The sequence below is a fragment of the Flavobacteriaceae bacterium HL-DH10 genome, from assembly GCA_031826515.1.
Taxonomy (GTDB): Bacteria; Bacteroidota; Bacteroidia; order Flavobacteriales; family Flavobacteriaceae; genus Thalassobellus; species Thalassobellus suaedae.
The window spans coordinates 2,119,452-2,137,722 of sequence record CP134536.1 but is presented as its reverse complement, the minus strand read 5'-3'; the positions used below and the strand labels follow the sequence as shown (position 1 = coordinate 2,137,722).

13 protein-coding genes, 1 tRNA gene and 1 pseudogene are annotated in these 18,271 nt (G+C 32.6%); 8 read left to right on the top strand and 7 right to left on the bottom strand.

What is annotated here, in order from left to right; translation table 11 throughout:
- Positions 1-28 precede the first annotated feature (28 nt).
- Together RHP49_09270 and RHP49_09265 are read left to right on the top strand one after the other, a co-directional pair.
- On the top strand, positions 29-985 hold the full coding sequence (locus tag RHP49_09270; protein ID WNH11113.1) for a family 43 glycosylhydrolase: 957 nt from the start codon (positions 29-31) through the stop codon (positions 983-985).
- 169 nt (positions 986-1,154) lie between these two features.
- Entirely contained in the window at positions 1,155-1,703 is a 549-nt protein-coding gene (locus RHP49_09265; protein WNH11112.1) for a hypothetical protein, read from the top strand.
- Between the two features lie 261 nt (positions 1,704-1,964).
- On the opposite strand, the gene RHP49_09260 is transcribed toward RHP49_09265, so the two are convergent.
- The 3 genes from RHP49_09260 to RHP49_09250 all read right to left on the bottom strand — a co-directional run bounded on the left by RHP49_09260 (position 1,965) and on the right by RHP49_09250 (position 5,717).
- Positions 1,965-2,046, bottom strand: a tRNA-Tyr gene (locus RHP49_09260).
- A gap of 58 nt (positions 2,047-2,104) precedes the next feature.
- The gene (locus RHP49_09255) at positions 2,105-4,816 is read right to left on the bottom strand and encodes a TonB-dependent receptor (GenBank protein ID WNH11111.1); all 2,712 of its coding nucleotides are present in this window, start codon (positions 4,814-4,816) and stop codon (positions 2,105-2,107) included.
- Positions 4,817-4,901: 85 nt separating this feature from the next.
- The gene (locus RHP49_09250) at positions 4,902-5,717 is read right to left on the bottom strand and encodes a GLPGLI family protein (GenBank protein WNH11110.1); all 816 of its coding nucleotides are present in this window, start codon (positions 5,715-5,717) and stop codon (positions 4,902-4,904) included.
- A gap of 168 nt (positions 5,718-5,885) precedes the next feature.
- Here RHP49_09250 and RHP49_09245 point away from each other — a divergent pair, with 168 nt between their 5' ends.
- Together RHP49_09245 and RHP49_09240 are read left to right on the top strand one after the other, a co-directional pair.
- Positions 5,886-6,665, top strand: coding sequence for a hypothetical protein (locus tag RHP49_09245; protein WNH11109.1), 780 nt, complete (start codon positions 5,886-5,888; stop codon positions 6,663-6,665).
- A 4-nt stretch (positions 6,666-6,669) separates the two neighbouring features.
- Positions 6,670-7,284, top strand: coding sequence for a deoxynucleoside kinase (locus RHP49_09240; GenBank protein WNH11108.1), 615 nt, complete (start codon positions 6,670-6,672; stop codon positions 7,282-7,284).
- Positions 7,285-7,525: 241 nt separating this feature from the next.
- Here the strand turns inward: RHP49_09240 and RHP49_09235 are convergent, their stop codons facing one another.
- Together RHP49_09235 and RHP49_09230 are read right to left on the bottom strand one after the other, a co-directional pair.
- Positions 7,526-9,925 (bottom strand): sodium-translocating pyrophosphatase, encoded by a 2,400-nt coding sequence (locus tag RHP49_09235; protein ID WNH11107.1) that lies wholly within the window; start codon positions 9,923-9,925, stop codon positions 7,526-7,528.
- Positions 9,926-10,055: 130 nt separating this feature from the next.
- Positions 10,056-10,584: pseudogene (locus tag RHP49_09230) on the bottom strand (inorganic diphosphatase).
- A 365-nt stretch (positions 10,585-10,949) separates the two neighbouring features.
- Between RHP49_09230 and RHP49_09225 the strand changes: the two are divergent.
- On the top strand, positions 10,950-11,711 hold the full coding sequence (locus RHP49_09225; GenBank protein WNH11106.1) for a DUF6090 family protein: 762 nt from the start codon (positions 10,950-10,952) through the stop codon (positions 11,709-11,711).
- A 112-nt stretch (positions 11,712-11,823) separates the two neighbouring features.
- On the opposite strand, the gene RHP49_09220 is transcribed toward RHP49_09225, so the two are convergent.
- Positions 11,824-14,328, bottom strand: a complete 2,505-nt coding sequence (locus RHP49_09220) for a DUF5686 family protein (GenBank protein ID WNH11105.1) — start codon at positions 14,326-14,328, stop codon at positions 11,824-11,826.
- 64 nt (positions 14,329-14,392) lie between these two features.
- Positions 14,393-15,370, bottom strand: a complete 978-nt coding sequence (locus RHP49_09215; protein WNH11104.1) for a pyruvate dehydrogenase complex E1 component subunit beta — start codon at positions 15,368-15,370, stop codon at positions 14,393-14,395.
- Positions 15,371-15,715: 345 nt separating this feature from the next.
- Between RHP49_09215 and RHP49_09210 the strand changes: the two genes are divergently transcribed.
- The 3 genes from RHP49_09210 (at position 15,716) to RHP49_09200 (ending at position 18,271) form a co-directional block, all read left to right on the top strand.
- A complete protein-coding gene (locus RHP49_09210) occupies positions 15,716-16,462 on the top strand; it encodes an electron transfer flavoprotein subunit beta/FixA family protein (protein WNH11103.1) in 747 nt (248 codons plus the stop codon).
- A gap of 101 nt (positions 16,463-16,563) precedes the next feature.
- Complete coding sequence (locus RHP49_09205) at positions 16,564-17,523, top strand: electron transfer flavoprotein subunit alpha/FixB family protein (protein ID WNH11102.1); 960 nt, start codon at positions 16,564-16,566, stop codon at positions 17,521-17,523.
- Between the two features lie 124 nt (positions 17,524-17,647).
- Complete coding sequence (locus tag RHP49_09200) at positions 17,648-18,271, top strand: DUF151 domain-containing protein (GenBank protein WNH11101.1); 624 nt, start codon at positions 17,648-17,650, stop codon at positions 18,269-18,271.

Below are 18,271 nucleotides of genomic sequence, written 5' to 3'. Positions count from 1 at the left end.
ATTTCAAAACCAACTAAAATTAAATAAAATGAAACTGTTTAAAATTAAAACAATATGGATTTATGTATTACTAACCTCAACATGTTTCTCACAAAACCCATTAAATTTTGGTAGTGACATATTAACGGCAGATCCATCGGCTCACGTATGGAAAGATGGCAAAATGTATATATATGCGTCTCATGACGAGCCTTGTCAAGAAGACTTTTGGATGAAAGATTGGCATGTTTTTTCGTCTGGCGATTTAATAAACTGGACCGACCATGGTGCATGTCTTTCAGTTGACGATTTATCATGGGCTGATAATTTTGCTTGGGCTCCAGATGCCGCTTATAAAAACGGAAAATATTATTTCTGCTTTCCTGTTGGAACGGGGTTTAAAGATCGTAAAAACCCTAAAAACAGCACCAAATGGATGGGTTTAGGCATTGCTGTGAGCGATTCACCAACAGGTCCATTTAAAGATGCTATTGGAAAACCACTTTGGACAGAGCCCTATGCAAACGATCCTTGTCTTTTTATAGATGATGATGATAAAGGTTATATCTATTTTAATGGTGGTGGCGATTATTTAGTTGCTGAAATGGCAGACGATTTACTTAGCGTAAAAGGAGAACTTTATAAAATGGATATGGGTGGCTACAAACCTAAAAGAGAAGGTCCTTGGGTTTTTAAAAGAAATGGCATTTACTATTATACCATGCCAGAAGATAATAGAGTCCTCACCTACTACACTTCTAATTCACCAAAAGGTCCATGGAAATACCAAGGAGAGATTATGAATGAGGAAAACGCCAGTAACAATCACCATTCTATTGTTAAATTTAACGGTCAGTGGATTTTATTTTACCACCGATGGGTAGACACCGAATTTGATTGCAATAAAAAGCAACGTAAAATTTGCGCTGAATATTTATATTTTAATGAAGATGGCACCATTAAACCAGTTGAACGGACAGAAGCAGGTCTTTCTAAAAAACTTTAATATCTCATAAAAAGACAGCTAGATTGTGGCAGTCTTTTTGTATTGCCCAACTTGACTTTGTCAGAAAAAAATAGCTAACTTCGTTTGACATATAATATAAAAACATTAAAACGATTTCATATCAACGTAGTTGTAAAGAATTAAAACCAATTCCAAAATTTAGAAAATATTGAGCATCAAAAAATACTTCGAGATAAGGCCTTCACTTTCATGGTTAACTTATGAAGAACACGCTTTAAGTCTAAAACTTGCTGCTGATGATTCGTTCGAAAAAGGAAAAGAAGTTATGCAAATTAGGGAACAAAATGAACGAATTCATGCACTTGGCTTGTTTAGAGGTAGTATGCTTATGTATGCAGTTAGTTTGGAATTAATTTTAAAAGCTAGAGCTTTATTTGAGGAAAAGGACAATATTCTGTGTGGTCAAATTTCTTCATTTAAGGAATTTATGAATCAATGGAAATCAAAAAATACCGATGGTCATGGTTACATGGATATAGTAAACCATTATAAAATAGAGTTGTCTGAAAAAGAAATTGAACTTTTAAACAATTTTCAAAGTTACACTAGCTGGGCTGGTCGCTTTCCTTTTCCAAAAAAGGAAGATGAAATATCGGAAATGGAAAAAAATGGAAGAATTAGTGGAACTGCAAAAACTAGACATAACCAAGAAATTCAAGAGTTCTTATATAAACAAATGGCGGCAATGAAAATATAACGCTTTACAACAATACCTATAAATAATGCGGAGTTTGGTGTTTAATCCAAAGTAAGCGTATATTTAAAATGTCCGCAAAATCTTTAGGATTTTCTCTAACGATAAAAAAATAAACCAAAACAAAAAGCTTTTGCTACGTGCGTAGACGGAAACGAAAAAGGTTTCCTTGCCTCCACACTACTCATAGCTTAAACGTTAAACGAACCTTTTAAAATCACAAATCAAAAAAGTCTGCATAATTGCAGACTTTTTAAGTTTAAGTGGGGAGAGCAGGATTCGAACCTGCGAAGACGTAGTCAGCAGATTTACAGTCTGCCCTCGTTGGCCGCTTGAGTATCTCCCCAAAACCGAGGGCAAATATATTATAGTTTATTAAGTATGCAAAATAAAACTTGCAATTTTTACAATTCGTATCGCAATCTAAACGAGACAAATAATGGTTGTATAAAATACTCGGTAGCACTAACCGAAACCGCACTTGTACTCGTATTATTTTGAGCCTTGGTATTGAACAAGTTAGTAGCTTTAATTTCGTATTCTAACTTAGCATCTTTATCCTTTCTGTAAGCTAATGAGGCGTTCCAAAATTCGTAACTATTAATGGTTTTATCATTATCACTAAAATTATTATAGGAGTAATCAGATTTTAATGTAAATGATTTAAATATAAGTGCATCAAATTCTACCGATGGCGATTTTGTATAAAACTTAGAGTCTCTATTTCCTTGATTATTATCCTGAATAGTATAACGATACCCTAATTCAATATTAGGTGCTGTTTTAAAATTTGTTCGTAATTCAGTTCTATAGGTTTGAGAAAAACTCTCACTCACAGATTGTACATTTTGAACAAACTGGTTAAACTTAGAGTAATTTAAATTTCCTCTTACCGAAGCTCTTAATTTACCAAAAGTTCGCTGAAATCTTGCATTAGCACTGGCACTTTCATCAGCAAATCCAGAATTAAAAGGCGAACTAACTCGCACAACACTTCCTGGTTCAAAAATAGATGTGTTTCTAATATTATCTATACTTTTATTGTAATTAAGACTTGCAAAAACATTCGTATAATTAAACATATTAAAACTGAAATAAGACAGGTTTACGTTATGAGATAGCGCGCTTTCTAAATCTGGACTACCCGAAAACAAAGAACTATAACTGTTTAACACCAAACCTTGAGCGAACTTGGAAACATCTGTAAATTGAGTTTGCATACGGTAATTTAAAGTTATTTGCTCACTCTTTTTCAACTGCATACGCATATTAAAATCGGGTAATAATCTGAAAAAATTATCGGTAACTGTGGTATTAAACTGAGTGTTTTTTGCACTATAAGCATGGGCAGAAACTCCTGGAGTGAATGTAAAAATTCCTGATTTCAGCCTGTAATGAGCTCCTAAATAAATATCACTAAAATTATATTTAATAGCGTTAAAGTCTAATCCATCATTAATTGTTGGAGTTGGATTAAACCTTGAATCATTATCTAAAAACTGAAAAATATCAGAATCAAATTGTTGACTACTTAGTATCGTTCCAACGGTAAAATTAATATCACTTTTATTATTCAGTATATTCCAATAATCTAACTTGGTATCCATTTGATTAGACTTTACACGTTTATCTTGACCAATATTATAGCCTATTTGAGCACCGTCTAAACCTAAATTATTTGCAGTTCCTTCATAATTATCTTTATCTTCTAAAATAGCATTATAAAACGGATCTTCATCTTGTAATAAATGTTGAACTTCTAAAGCAAAAATATTCGTTTCATTAAGCGTATAGTAATAGTTTAAATTTTGGTTAATACTATATGGGCTTGAATTTTCTAACTGAGCGATACTACCATTAACTGTAGAGAAAAAATCTTGATCCTGCGATTCTTTTGATATACGACCTAAAATATCATAATCTAATTGATTATTAACGTTCGGTTTATATTTAGCCGATAATTTCACCATACCTAAATCACTACGCTGTAACGTGTTACTTTCGGTACTTTCGTCTGGAATTCCTAAATCTTTATTGGTGTATTGAATATCTCTATTTTCCTGTAATTCGGTTTTACTATTAGAAAAAATAGCAAATCCGCTTAAATCTAAAGCTTTATTAGGCGACCAGCTGAAATTAGCTGCTCCAAACTTGGTATTAATATCTTTAGCTCTATTGTTTTGCGCTGTTAAAAACCCTAAATTATTACTCCCCAAATTAATATTAGTACCGCTACTTCGACTCGGGTTTCTAAAACCACCTGTAAAATTGAAATAATCGCGACGCGAAAACGCGACTTCTCCTAAATTATTTAAATCTGTAATAATATTAATACTGTATTCTGGACTGTAATAAAATAATTTTGGTTGCAATAAATACAGCTCGTTTTTATCTGACGTTCCGCCTCCTGCTGTGATATTACCAAACCAAAAATTCTTTTTACCTTCTTTTAATTTAATATTAATGGCAATATTATCTTGATTATTAGTGACACCACTTAACTGACCAACCTCAGCATAATTTTTAAGTACTTGTACTTTATCAACGGCATTCGCAGGAATATTTTCTGTGGCTAATTTAGAATCGCCATCAAAAAAATCTTTTCCATCAACCATTACTTTACCAACCGTTTTTCCTTCAACCTCTATTTGTCCGTCATCATTAATTTCAACTCCTGGTAAATTTTTAAGAACATCAGCTAATTTTCTTTCTGTTCCTTTATTAAAAGAATCGGCATTATAAACAATGGTATCGCCTTTTATAGTTACTGGCATTTCGTAAACCAATTCAATTTCATCTAAAGTATTATCATTTTGTAATGAAAAACCCTGAGTAATATTGGTCTCTAACGTTTTTATATCTTCTTGTCCCGTTTTCATACCGATATAGCTCACCTGTAATTTGTAACTCGTATTTTTTTCTACGGACAATTTATAGCGACCATCTGAATTTGTAATACCGTATGAATCTAATTTTTGAGTTTCTTGGTTTATGGCAATAACATTTGCTAACTCAAGCGGCTCTCCTATACTGTCCTTTACAACACCTTCTATTTTTATTTGAGAAAAGGCAGAACCAGCTACTAAAAGCAGCATTAATAAGGCTGTTTTTTTCATTTTTATTTAGATTGATTGACTTAATTACTACCTAGGTCTTCCGCCCCCACGACCTCCGCGGCTCCTAAACATCTCGCGCATTTCCTCAGTTTTTTCTCTTTACAATGGCATCATACTCCTTTTGAGTAACTTCTTTACCTTTTGATGGCACTTTTATGGTTTCTTTTTCTGAAGGGTTTAATATTATTTTAGAACATAAAATAGTGGTTCTATCGGCACTAATTTCTAAAATTAACCCAGGCAAACCCCAATACACGTCGGGTCCTTGATTAATTGGTATTTGTGGTGTATACCAAGCCGTAACCTCTATTTCTCTAGGAGCATCAGCATCTTTAGTTTCTTCATTTTTAGTATTTGTAGAATCTTTTGGTTTTTCATTGTCATCTCTTCTTCTAAAACGAGTCATATCAAAACCTTCAACAGTCTTAATTGCAGTTGCTTTAAAGCAAGTATATTTTCCAATAGTTTTTGTTTCGGCACCTAATTCCCATTCTAACTTTTGTAAACTATCATTTATTAAAAACTGTTTTCCAAAAAAATCTTGTTCTTTTAAAACCTTTTGCTCTTTTACGTTTTTATATTGTGTACCTCCTGCTCCAGTCATCATTCCAAAACGCATACCGCCTCCTTGTCCTGGCGCTTCTAATTTTTCTTCTTCTTTATATACAGATTCTGATTGATTAAAAGTTAAAATGAAAGTTTTTTCTAAAGCGCCTTTCATACGATCAGCAATTTGTTTTTTACGTTCCTCGCTTAATTGTCCACCACCAAAATTGTTCATATCTACGGTGGTTTTTGATTCATAGAACGCTTTTCCTTGAAAATCATTTTGAGAAAAAGAAGCTAAGGAAACAAAAAGCAATAAACACGTTATTACTGTTTTTAAAGAATTGAATTGCATAGACAATAATGTTTTTTAGATATTAAACTAATATTTAGATTGTATTTAGACTAAAATCACACGACTTAGTTTAATCATGAAGCGTAAAAATGTTCATAAAAAATAATAAATGCTGCTAAAAAACTAATATGCTATAAATTGGTTTGATTTTTGTATTTTTCTAGTCGCATGCAACATCTAGTATACTTCTTTTTATTTTTGTCATCTTCAATTTTTTCTCAAGAAATTATTGAGCCTATATTTATTAAAAAATCATCACTTCAGGTTGAAACACTTGTTGCAGTCGACAATTTTAACACCCAATACTACATTAATAATAATATTTTCAATAAAGCAAACACAAACAAAACAATAACCTATAACAATTTACAATTAGGTAATCTAGAAAGCGCTAATCCTTTTAACCCATTAAAAATCAATCTTTTTTACAAAGATTTTAATACGGTTATCATTCTAGACAATAGACTAGCCGAAATATTTAAAATTGATTTCAACACCATTTCTGATTATAAAAATGTTTCTCATATTACAACAGGATACGACAACACCATTTGGATATTTAATCAAGACACACAACAACTTGAACTTTACGATTATAAAACAAATAGCTCAAGAACTCAAACATTACCTATCCAGACCGAAGTTTTAGACTTAAAAAGTAATTACAATACCTGTTGGCTACTCACCAAAAAGTATCTATATGTATATAATTATTTTGGAAGCTTATTAAAAAAAATGGAAAACGATGGTTTTACCTCTTTAGCAGAAAGCAATCAAAATATTGTTTTAAAAAAAGATAACACATTATACTATTTGAAAAAAAATACAGGAAACCCTATTCCTATATCAACTCCAAATTTATTAATTAAACAGTTTTTTGTAATCAACGAAACCTTGTATATTTACGACAATGAAACCATTTACAAATACAAAATAAAAACCATCTGAGATTATGCATATTGCTATTGCCGGAAATATTGGAGCTGGAAAAACAACTCTCACTAAATTACTAGCAAAACATTATAAATGGGAAGCACAACTTGAAGATGTTGTAGACAACCCATATCTTGACGATTTTTACAATCAAATGGAGCGTTGGAGTTTTAATTTACAAGTGTACTTTCTAAACAGTAGGTTTCGTCAAGTTTTACAAATTCGTCAAAGTGGTAAAGACATTATTCAAGATAGGACCATCTATGAAGATGCGCATATTTTTGCTCCCAATTTACATGCTATGGGGTTAATGACCAATCGTGATTATGAAAACTACAAATCACTTTTCGATTTAATGGAATCTTTAGTAAAAGGACCCGATGTTTTAATTTACTTACGCAGCACCATACCCAATTTAGTAAAGCAAATACACAAACGCGGACGCGATTACGAAAACTCTATAAGTATTGATTATTTAAGCAGGTTAAATGAACGTTATGAGGCCTGGATACATGGCTATACCAAAGGAAAACTATTAATAATAGATGTTGACGATTTAGATTTTGTAGACAACCCAGAAGACTTAGGAAGCGTTATAAATACTATTGATGCCGAAATTAATGGCTTATTTTAATTAACAAATTATGTTTATTATGGCGTTCCCAAGCAAAAAAGCTTGGTCAGGCTATTCGCTATATCTTTTGTTTTGTCATTCCTGCGAAGGCAGGAATCCATAAAAAGTCATAAACTTTTTTTTAAGTTCGTTTTATTCTAAAAGAAAACAAAAGGATGCCGCTTCTATCCTTAACGCAAAACTATATACCAAAAAAACCACGCTAATAGCGTGGTTTTTTTGGTATATAGTTTTAAGAGACTTAATTAATCACCTCTTGTTCAATATCTTTTTTCACTTCTACACTAACTATCTTATCGTTTGATTTTAAAGCATCAACAGCCGCTTTCACTTCAGCTTCAGCACCTTCAAACGTTTCATAAGTCGTCGATTTTTCACCATTCTCAGTAGTTACCGTAGTTACTACAGCTTTTACAGTACCATCTTCATTATTAATCATATCCACTTTAACTTCTTTAGAAATCGCTACTAACTCCGTATCATTTCCTTCAGAAACATAAGCTGTAACCACTTCGGAATCTAAAGCAATACTAGGCGCGATAACCAAGGCTACAACCGACATTAATTTTAATAAAATATTTAAAGAAGGCCCAGAAGTATCTTTAAAAGGATCGCCTACCGTATCACCAACAACAGCGGCTTTATGAGCATCGGTACCTTTTTTACCTTGTTCTTCTATAGTTTTTTTCGCATTATCCCAAGCACCACCAGCATTCGATTGAAAAATAGCCATAAGTACACCACAAGTAGTAACACCTGCTAGTAAGCCCCCAAGCATTTCTGCTCCTCCAATAAATCCAACAGCAACAGGAACTGCAATAGCTAATAAACCTGGTAATACCATTTCTCTAATAGAAGCTTTTGTTGAAATATCTACACACTTGTCATATTCGGCATAACCATCTGCTGCATCAAAAATAGCTCTTTGCTCTTTTGTCGCTTTAGACATATCTGAATCAACAGCTCTCATTACTTCTAAAGCCGCTTTTAATTGAGGAATATCTCTAAATTGGCGACGTACTTCTTCTATCATTGCCATAGCAGCACGACCAACGGCATTCATTGATAAGGCTGAAAACACAAATGGCAACATACCTCCAACTAACAAACCTGCCATAATATCTGGTTGAGATACATCAATAGCTGTTACACCAGCAGTTTTCATAAAAGCAGCAAATAAAGCTAAAGCTGTTAACGCCGCAGAAGCAATAGCAAAACCTTTACCAATAGCAGCAGTTGTATTACCAACAGCATCTAATTTATCGGTACGCTCACGAACTTCACTAGGTAATTCTGCCATTTCAGCTATACCTCCAGCATTATCTGAAATTGGACCGTAAGCATCAACCGCTAGTTGAATACCTGTATTTGCTAACATACCAACGGCAGCAATAGCAATACCATATAATCCTGCAAAATGATGAGAAACTAAAATAGCTGCAGCTATTAATAAAATTGGAATTGCTGTACTCATCATTCCAATACCTAAACCAGCAATAATATTGGTTGCCGCACCTGTTTCAGATTGTCTAACAATAGAGTTTACAGGTCCTTTACCTGTACCAGTATAATATTCAGTTACTTTACCAACAGCTAAACCTGCCACTAAACCTGCAATAGTTGCCCAAAATACACCCATTGCTCCAGAAGGTAAACCTTCTACAGATTCTGGTATTAAAGCATTAATTATAAAATAAGATGCTATAACCATAAGTCCTGCAGATCCAAATTCTCCAATATTTAATGCAGTTTGTGGATTTCCGCCATCTTTAACGCGAACAAAGAATGTTCCTATAATTGACATAATAATTCCTACGGCAGCCAAAACTAAGGGTAAATAAACAGCACCTAAACCAGCAAAATCTGGTGTAATAATAAAAGCACCTAAAACCATAGTTCCTATAATAGAACCTACGTAAGATTCAAATAAATCGGCTCCCATTCCAGCAACATCTCCAACATTATCTCCAACATTATCTGCAATAGTTGCAGGGTTAAGAGGATGATCTTCTGGAATACCCGCTTCAACTTTTCCAACTAAATCGGCACCTACATCGGCCGCTTTAGTATAAATACCACCACCTACACGTGCAAATAAAGCGATAGACGATGCTCCAAGTGAAAATCCAGAAAGCACATTAAGTACTAACGACAAATTCTCTGGGCCACTCCATATGTTTTGATAAATCATAAATAAACCACTCAAGCCTAAAACGCCCAAACCAACAACACCCAATCCCATAACAGCACCTCCAGCAAAAGCGACTTCTAAAGCTTTCCCTAAAGAAGTTCTAGCTGCACTAGTTGTTCTTACGTTAGCCTTAGTTGCTACTTTCATACCAATAAAACCAGCCAAAGCAGAGCATATTGCACCAACTATAAATGACACAGCAACCATACCGTTCGATCCCATTTCTGCATTTCCTTTAAAATATAATAAGATAGCTACTGCAACTACAAAAATTGACAATATTTTGTATTCTGCTTTAAGAAAAGACATGGCACCATCTGCAATGTTTTTAGCAATTCTTATCATTTTTTCATCACCTTGATCTTGTTTAGTTACCCAAGCACTTTTTATAAATACAAATACAAGTGCAAGAACTCCAAACAACGGTAAAAATTTTACTATTAATTCCATATTAGTTAGTTAGTTTAAAAGTTAATATATTTTTTAATGAGGCTAAAAATAGGGAAATATAAGTGATAAAAAAAACCACCTTTAACTAAAGATGGTTCATTTATATATCATTATTTTAAGAATATGATAATTAGATTGTGAACGTGCGTTTTTTCTTATGCTCGCTATTTTCATAACGCTCTACACATTCGTGATAAATTTTAACAGCTTCTTCTGCATTGCCCCATCCTCCTGTATCTACTTTTTCTCTTCTCTAAATCCTTATATACTTGAAAAAAGTGTTCAATTTCTTTTAATCTATGCGGATTTAAATCACTAATATCTTTATTGTTACTCCAAATAGGATCTGATACAGGTACACAAATAATTTTTTCATCAGGTCCTTTTTCATCCGTCATATGAAATACACCTATAGGTCTTACTTCCATAACTACCATAGGGTAAGTAGGTTCTGTTCCCATAACCAATACATCTAAAGGATCTTGATCTAATGCAAGCGTTTCTGGAATAAACCCATAATCACCAGGGTACATCATGGATGAAAACAACATACGATCGAAACGGATTTTATGTAAAGTAAAATCGTATTCGTATTTATTTCTACTTCCTTTTGGTATTTCTATTAATACATCAAAGGTTAATATTTCTTCTTTGCTCATTTTATTCTTACTATTTAGGGTTGCAAATGTACTGAACCCATAAACTTAAAACAACAATAATAATATAGATTTTCATGTATTATTAAAAGCCTAAAACATTTATTAAGACTCTAAAGTATATTTACTCTAAAATTTTGAATTTGCCGATACTGACATGACAAACAATGGTTTCCAAATTTTGAAAACAAATTAGAATTTGATTATATAAAATTCAAAAAGAGTGAGAATTCATTTTTATTGAATCGTTATAGCTAATTGATTTTGCAAAAAATTTCCACTACCTTCGTTTAAAAAGTAATATAAAACATTAAAACGATTTCATATTATCTAGATACACTTCATATATGATCAATCAATGACCAATGATGAAATTCTTTAGAAAAATTCGACAAAACTTACTTTCAGAAGGCAAAACTGGAAAATATATTAAATATGCAATCGGAGAAATTGTACTTGTTGTTATTGGAATTTTAATAGCCTTGACAATCAATAATTGGAATCAAAATTCGGCCCGAAACAAATTAGAATTAGAAGCTTTAAAAAACTTAAAAGAAGATTTTGATTTTAATTTATCTGAGTTAATTCAAATTGATAGTGTGAACACGAAAAACATTAAGTCTTGCTTACTCATACTTAGCCATACTGGAAAAAGGTATAAAGAAGATTTTATTTTGGACAAATACTTAAATGATGCGGCAGCATCCCCAGATTACGTTGCTAAAAACGGATTCTTAAATGACTTAATCAGTTCAGGAAACCTTGGTTTAATAAAAAATAGTGCATTACGAAATCTGTTATCTTCATGGCCTAGTAAATTAAATGAATTGACTTTAAGGGAAGACGCTTCTGAAAAATCTGATTTTGCCTTGATTGATTTTATTATGAAAAATGGTAGCTGGTTGAATGTTGATAAAGTTATAGGTTTCAATAACAGCTTGAATATAGAATTGCCACAATCAGGCTTTTCTATTAACAATAACCAAATGCTAAAATTACCTGAATTTGAAAATAGAATAGAAAACCAAATCATGTTTTTTAACACCGTAAAGGACAGATATAATGATTGTATGGGCTTGAACAAAGAGATTCTTAAACTTTTAGAATCTGAAATAAAGGCTAAACAGTAAAAAAGTTCAATTACAGTATACTGAAAAAAATAACGAAATCCCTACACCTAAAATTAATTACCAAATTAGTTGCTTAACTACACAGGTATAGAAAACTAATAAACAAACCTTCCTAAAAATAAAATCCAAAAGTACCTGTAACACCAAATTTACGGGCATCAGGATTTTTAATTTTATCTAAATAGTTGCCTCTAAAATTAAAGTCTATTCTAAATATTTTAAAAATGTTTCCAACACCTAAACTGTATTCATAATACATGGTATCGCTTGGTGCTATTAAAGGAATAGTATTGGGGTTATTAGTGGTATTAAGCGCTATATTTTCATCCGAGATTTCTCCCCAAACGCCACGTAAACTAACAATTTCACGTAAATTAAGTTTTCTTAAGAATGGAATTCTAGAAAATAAACGTCCGTTAAAATTATGTTCTAAATGCATAGACACATAGGTATCTGATACAAACTCGTAAAAATCTAACTGTGAAAACGTATTATAAATTGAGAAATACGATTGATTTCCTGGAATAACACTTAACAAGCCCAAAGGCACTTCTCCAATAGTTTTACCTGCTTCAAGACTTGTTGTTAATCTACCAAAACCACCAACTTGTATAGGCTGAGTATACGAAAATTGTAATTTTGTATAATCGAAATCGCTATTAAACATACTTTTATCACCTCGACTTACCTGTGCAAAAACCCGCGCATAATCATCGTTTGCATTAAGACGTTCTACTCCGAAACCTGTCATTTTTCGTTTTGGAAAATAAGATAATGACATTGCGGTTTCAAATTGTTTTATTTCAGATGCAACACCTGTTGGACTATTATAATCTAAACTAAAGGTTGGTGATGCCGACTCTAAGGTTCGGTAATTTCCGCTTAATCTAAAAATAAGATTCCGCAAAGGTTCTAACTCTACTGCTAAACTGGTTAAATTAATAGATGTTAGCTTATCATTTGCGCCTGTTCCAACAACCGAAGACGAGGCTAAACTACGACCTAAAACATCGGTGCTTGTCGTTAAACTGGCACCTATTTGCTCAACATCGCGCCTATTCCCTCCAGAAATTATCAATCGGCTTTTTTTATCCAATAACCACTTTCCTGAAATACCATATTTAAATTTATCATCATCAAACCCATAGGCTAAAAACCCTTGCAACCTCCAAAGATCGTTTCTACCAAAATAAGTACGCCCACCTACACGTAAACGCAGTCCTTCAACTTGGTTATAACCAAAAGTTGAAAAAATAGGCCCATAATCTAATGGCAATGAATTAAATTCTATATAACCAGATGATAAAATACTTCCTAAGTTGTAAAGGCGTTTAAATTTTTTAACCGTTTTTAAGGTGTCCAACATTTTATAAACGCCTTGTTCGTCTTTATTTAAATCCTCTAACCTATTATCGGCCCAAAAGGTATCATCTCTATCATAAATATCTTGATCATAATTATAAACTTCTTCGTCATAGAATTTTTTATCTTTCTCTATATCAAATTTATAATTATTAAATAGCGTAGTTCGCTTACCATAAATACCACGAGATTTTTCCTTTTTGCTAAATGCAAAATCAGACATCATATAATCGCGTTTTACCAGAAATAGCGAATCATTTAAAACTTCAAATTCTTGCTCTATATAAATATCTTTTACCCAGTTTATGTTGGCACTTTTTGATGCTTGAAGGTTAATTTCTTTAATAGCATAGGTTGAATCGGCTACCCAAAAATTGCCTTTAAAAGTCAATTCATTTTTACGCCTTGGATAATAGATAATATTGTAACACCATTTATTATCAATAAACGCACTGTCACTTAAAACATAATTATAAGTACTTATTCCTGTTTTTGATAACGGACTAACAAAACTTTTATCGAAAAACTGTAAATAATTATCATACACATTATAGTCTGAATACAAATCGTCTACAAAATCAATAATAACTTGATTATCACTAAATCCTGAGTTTTTATTTCCTTTTAAAACTTCCTTTTCTTTATTAATAGTATTATCGCCATATACTTTTGAAGCCGCTTCGTTAATAAACATGGGTAAATAGGTTTTACCTGTAACATTAGATGTATCAACCTGTTCAAAAACGAACTCCATACCTCTAAACAGCTTACTTTTTATTAGAGCACTATCAATAGTATTAATATCAAACTCTACTTTTTCATACTTATCGTATTCGTATTGCTTATATAAAATTAACCCGTTTTTACGTTTGTGTTCCCATATTTTTCTAAGCAAATCAATGGCAGGATTGTTCTTTTTAGATTGCTTTCCAGAAACTATAACAACCGCATCTAATTGCCCAGCTTCCTCTTTAAGTGTAAACTTTAAATCGTAATTCACTTTTTTTGTTAATGAAATATTTAAAGTTTCGTAGCCTATAAATGACACGCTTAAAGTATTCCAAGTCTCATCAGATTCTAAATAAAACTTTCCGTTTTCATCGGTTATAGTTCCATGAGTGGAGCCTTTGAATATGACGTTTGCAAAAGAAACAGGTTCGTTATATTCATCAAACACATAACCACTAACTTTGGTTTGTGCAAAGGCAGATAAAATTCCAAAAAATAAAAATGTAATAAGTAATCTTAAATTCATAATATAAAAAAACTCCATCAACAATTGTGCTAATGAAGTTTATATAACGTAAAAATACACTAATTTATTTGTACAATACTTTTTTAACAGCTTTTATAACTTCGTCCTTATTAGGCAACCATTCTGCTAATAAAACTGGTGAGTAAGGTGCAGGTGTATCTGCAGTATTAATTTTAACAATTGGAGCATCTAAATAATCAAATGCTTCACTTTGCACTAGATAAGTAATTTCGGTAGCAACATTTCCAAACGGCCATGCTTCTTCTAAAATAACTAAACGATTCGTTTTTTTAACCGAATCTAAAATAGCTTTTCTATCCATAGGCTTCACGGTACGTAAATCTATAATCTCACAAGAAATGCCTTCTCTTTCTAATTCGTCTGCAGCTTTATATGCTTCTTTTATAATTTTACCAAAAGACACAATAGTAACATCGGTTCCTTCTCTTTTTATATCTGCAACTCCTAACGGAATAATATATTCGCCTTCTGGCACTTCGCCTTTATCGCCATACATTTGCTCACTTTCCATAAAAATAACTGGATCATCATCACGAATAGCGGCTTTTAATAAACCTTTAGCATCGTAAGGATTAGATGGTACCACAACTTTTAAACCAGGCGTATTAGCAAACCAACTTTCAAAAGCTTGAGAGTGAGTAGCTCCTAATTGTCCTGCAGAACCTGTAGGTCCACGAAATACAATCGGACATTTAAATTGCCCACCAGACATTTGTCTGATTTTTGCAGCATTGTTTATAATTTGATCAATTCCAACCAAAGAGAAGTTAAAGGTCATGTATTCTACAATAGGTCTATTACCTGTCATTGTAGAACCAACAGCTATACCTGCAAAACCAAGTTCGGCAATTGGTGTATCGATTACACGTTTTGCACCAAACTCATCTAACATTCCTTTTGATGCTTTGTAAGCACCGTTATACTCAGCAACTTCTTCACCCATTAAATAAACGCTTTCATCTCTGCGCATTTCTTCACTCATGGCTTCACAAATAGCCTCTCTAAATTGAATTGTCTTCATTAAGATTGTTTTTAATTCGAATTGCAAAAATAGGAATTATTGATAATATTTTACCATAAAAATAAACAGTAAAATTGCCCACAAGAAAGTTTTTGTTGTTTTTACAGATATAACACTCAAATTATGAGGATATCCTACTTTATATTAGTCTTAATTCTTTTTTACATTTTACTCCAAATTGTTACCAAAAGAACTCTTTATGAAATAAAAATACAATAATTCGTCTTTTGAAACTGACTAATTCTCTATTAAACAAAAATTTACTATGCATGCATAGTAAATAATCAGAATAAAATAATTAACTTCGCATATTGAAAAAAATAAGTTATTTAAGATATAAAGATTATGAAAATATTAGTGTGTATTAGTCATGTTCCCGACACCACATCAAAAATTAATTTTACCGATGGAGACACTAAATTTGATACCAATGGTGTACAGTTCGTTATTAATCCAAATGATGAGTTTGGTTTAACACGCGCCATGTGGTTTAAGGAAAAACAGGGTGCTCATGTTACTGTAGTAAATGTTGGAGGAGCAGAAACAGAACCTACGCTTAGAAAAGCTTTAGCTATTGGTGCCGATGCAGCTATACGCGTAAACACACCTGCAAGTGATGGTTTTTCGGTTGCAAAACAAATTGCCAATGTTGCAAAAGAAGGGGCTTACGATCTTGTTATTGCAGGTCGTGAATCCATAGATTATAATGGCGGTATGGTTCCTGGTATGATTGCTGGATTAATACAAGCTAATTTTGTAAACAACTGTATAAATCTTGACGTAGATGGTACTTCGGTAAAAGCTATTAGAGAAATTGATGGCGGTAAAGAAACCGTATCAACAAGTTTGCCTTTAGTAATTGGTGGTCAAAAAGGATTAGTAGAAGAAAGTGATTTACGCATACCAAATATGAGAGGTATTATGATGGCACGCCAAAAACCACTAACAGTTTTAGAACCTATAGAAACTAGTACAGAAACAAGTTCTGTTTCCTTTGAGAAACCAGCTCCTAAAGGTGCTATAAAATTAGTATCGCCAGATAATTTAGATGAGTTAATAAATTTACTTCATAATGAAGCAAAAGTGATTTAGCTTGCTAAATTACCCTGAATTTATTTCAAGGTCTCTTAATGCTAACAGAAAAATTAATAAGGTTCTCGTTTTCATGAGAATAACAAAAAAATAATCATAGTATGTCAGTTTTAGTATATACAGAATCAGAACAAGGAAAATTTAAAAAAACAGCATTTGAAGTAGCATCTTATGCTAAAGCTGTTGCAACTCAATTGGGCACTACAGTAACTGCTGTTGCTTTAAATGTTGATGACACCTCAGTATTAGGAAACTATGGTGTTGATAAGGTTTTAAGTATAAAAAATGCGGCGTTAGAAAAATTTAATGCTAATGGCTACGCCGAAGCTATTAAACAGGCAGCCGAAAAAGAAGGCACAAAAGTAGTTGTAGTAAGTTCTAGTGCCAACAGCAAATATTTAGCTCCTCTTTTAGCAGTAGGTTTAAATGCTGGTTATGCTTCAAACGTTATTGAAGCCCCAACTAGCACTTCTCCTTTTACAGTTAAACGTCCTGCATTTACTAATAAAGCTTTTGAAACGTTACAAATTAATACCGATATTAAAATAGTAGGGGTATCAAACAATTCATTCGGAATAGTTGAAGATACAGGTAGCGCTTCCGCGGAAGATTTTTCGCCTTCAATTTCTAATTTAGGAGTTACTGTTGAATCAGTAGACAAAGCAACCGATAAAGTAACTATTGCAGATGCCGACATTGTAGTTTCTGGAGGGCGCGGATTAAAAGGTCCTGAAAACTGGGGAATGATTGAAGAACTTGCAGATGTTTTAGGTGCTGCCACAGCTTGCTCTAAACCAGTATCAGATTTAGGTTGGAGACCACACGGCGAACATGTTGGACAAACAGGAAAACCTGTAGCATCTAATTTATATATAGCCATTGGTATTTCTGGAGCTATTCAGCATTTAGCTGGTATAAATGCATCAAAAGTAAAAGTTGTTATAAATACCGATCCCGAAGCCCCTTTCTTTAAAGCTGCAGACTACGGTGTTGTTGGTGATGCTTTTGAAGTTGTACCACAACTTATCGAAAAATTAAAGACTTTTAAAGCCCAACAATAAATTATTTTTCATAAATTAGTTGGTTTAGTATTGAACTGTTTAAATTAGCATTTTTATTCATAAATCTGCCTTAGGTGGTTTGGTAAAGTCCTAATTTAAACAGTTCTTTGCGTTTTCATAAATTATGAGCTTAGTAAAATTAAACATAAAAGGAATATCGTATAGCCAAACCCAAAATGGTGCTTACGCCCTGATTTTAAACGAGGAAGATGGCGATCGTAAACTCCCTATAGTTATTGGAGCATTTGAAGCACAATCTATAGCTATAGCCTTAGAAAAAGAAATTAGCCCACCAAGACCATTAACTCACGATTTATTTAAAAATTTTGCAGATCGGTTTGATATTGTAGTAAAACAAGTCATTATTCACAAACTTGTTGATGGTGTATTTTACTCAAGTTTAATTTGCGAACGTGATAAAATTGAAGAAATAATTGATGCTAGAACTAGTGACGCTATTGCTTTAGCATTACGTTTTCAAGCACCTATTTTTACTTATAAAAACATTCTTGATAAAGCAGGTATTTACTTAAAAGTGAATCCTAAAAAAGAAGAGGAGAATGAAGAAACTCAAGACAGTATATTAATGGACGAATTGGTTGCAAATGAGTTAGAACCAAACGAACCACGCGAAAATTTCAAAAGCAAAAGCTTAGAAGAACTTAACAACTTATTAAACGAAGCTGTTGCTAATGAAGATTATGAAAAAGCAGCAAGCATTCGCGATGAAATCTCCAAACGAGAGTAA

Excerpts from the sequence above, each read along its gene's own strand:
- RHP49_09200 (WNH11101.1), top strand. The coding sequence starts at position 17,648 with ATGAGCTTAGTAAAATTAAACATAAAAGGAATATCGTATAGCCAAACC.
- RHP49_09270 (WNH11113.1), top strand. The coding sequence starts at position 29 with ATGAAACTGTTTAAAATTAAAACAATATGGATTTATGTATTACTAACC.
- RHP49_09255 (WNH11111.1), bottom strand. The coding sequence starts at position 4,816 with ATGAAAAAAACAGCCTTATTAATGCTGCTTTTAGTAGCTGGTTCTGCC.
- RHP49_09215 (WNH11104.1), bottom strand. The coding sequence starts at position 15,370 with ATGAAGACAATTCAATTTAGAGAGGCTATTTGTGAAGCCATGAGTGAA.
- RHP49_09235 (WNH11107.1), bottom strand. The coding sequence starts at position 9,925 with ATGGAATTAATAGTAAAATTTTTACCGTTGTTTGGAGTTCTTGCACTT.
- RHP49_09245 (WNH11109.1), top strand. The coding sequence starts at position 5,886 with ATGCAACATCTAGTATACTTCTTTTTATTTTTGTCATCTTCAATTTTT.
- RHP49_09240 (WNH11108.1), top strand. The coding sequence starts at position 6,670 with ATGCATATTGCTATTGCCGGAAATATTGGAGCTGGAAAAACAACTCTC.
- RHP49_09225 (WNH11106.1), top strand. The coding sequence starts at position 10,950 with ATGAAATTCTTTAGAAAAATTCGACAAAACTTACTTTCAGAAGGCAAA.
- RHP49_09220 (WNH11105.1), bottom strand. The coding sequence starts at position 14,328 with ATGAATTTAAGATTACTTATTACATTTTTATTTTTTGGAATTTTATCT.
- RHP49_09210 (WNH11103.1), top strand. The coding sequence starts at position 15,716 with ATGAAAATATTAGTGTGTATTAGTCATGTTCCCGACACCACATCAAAA.
- RHP49_09250 (WNH11110.1), bottom strand. The coding sequence starts at position 5,717 with ATGCAATTCAATTCTTTAAAAACAGTAATAACGTGTTTATTGCTTTTT.
- RHP49_09205 (WNH11102.1), top strand. The coding sequence starts at position 16,564 with ATGTCAGTTTTAGTATATACAGAATCAGAACAAGGAAAATTTAAAAAA.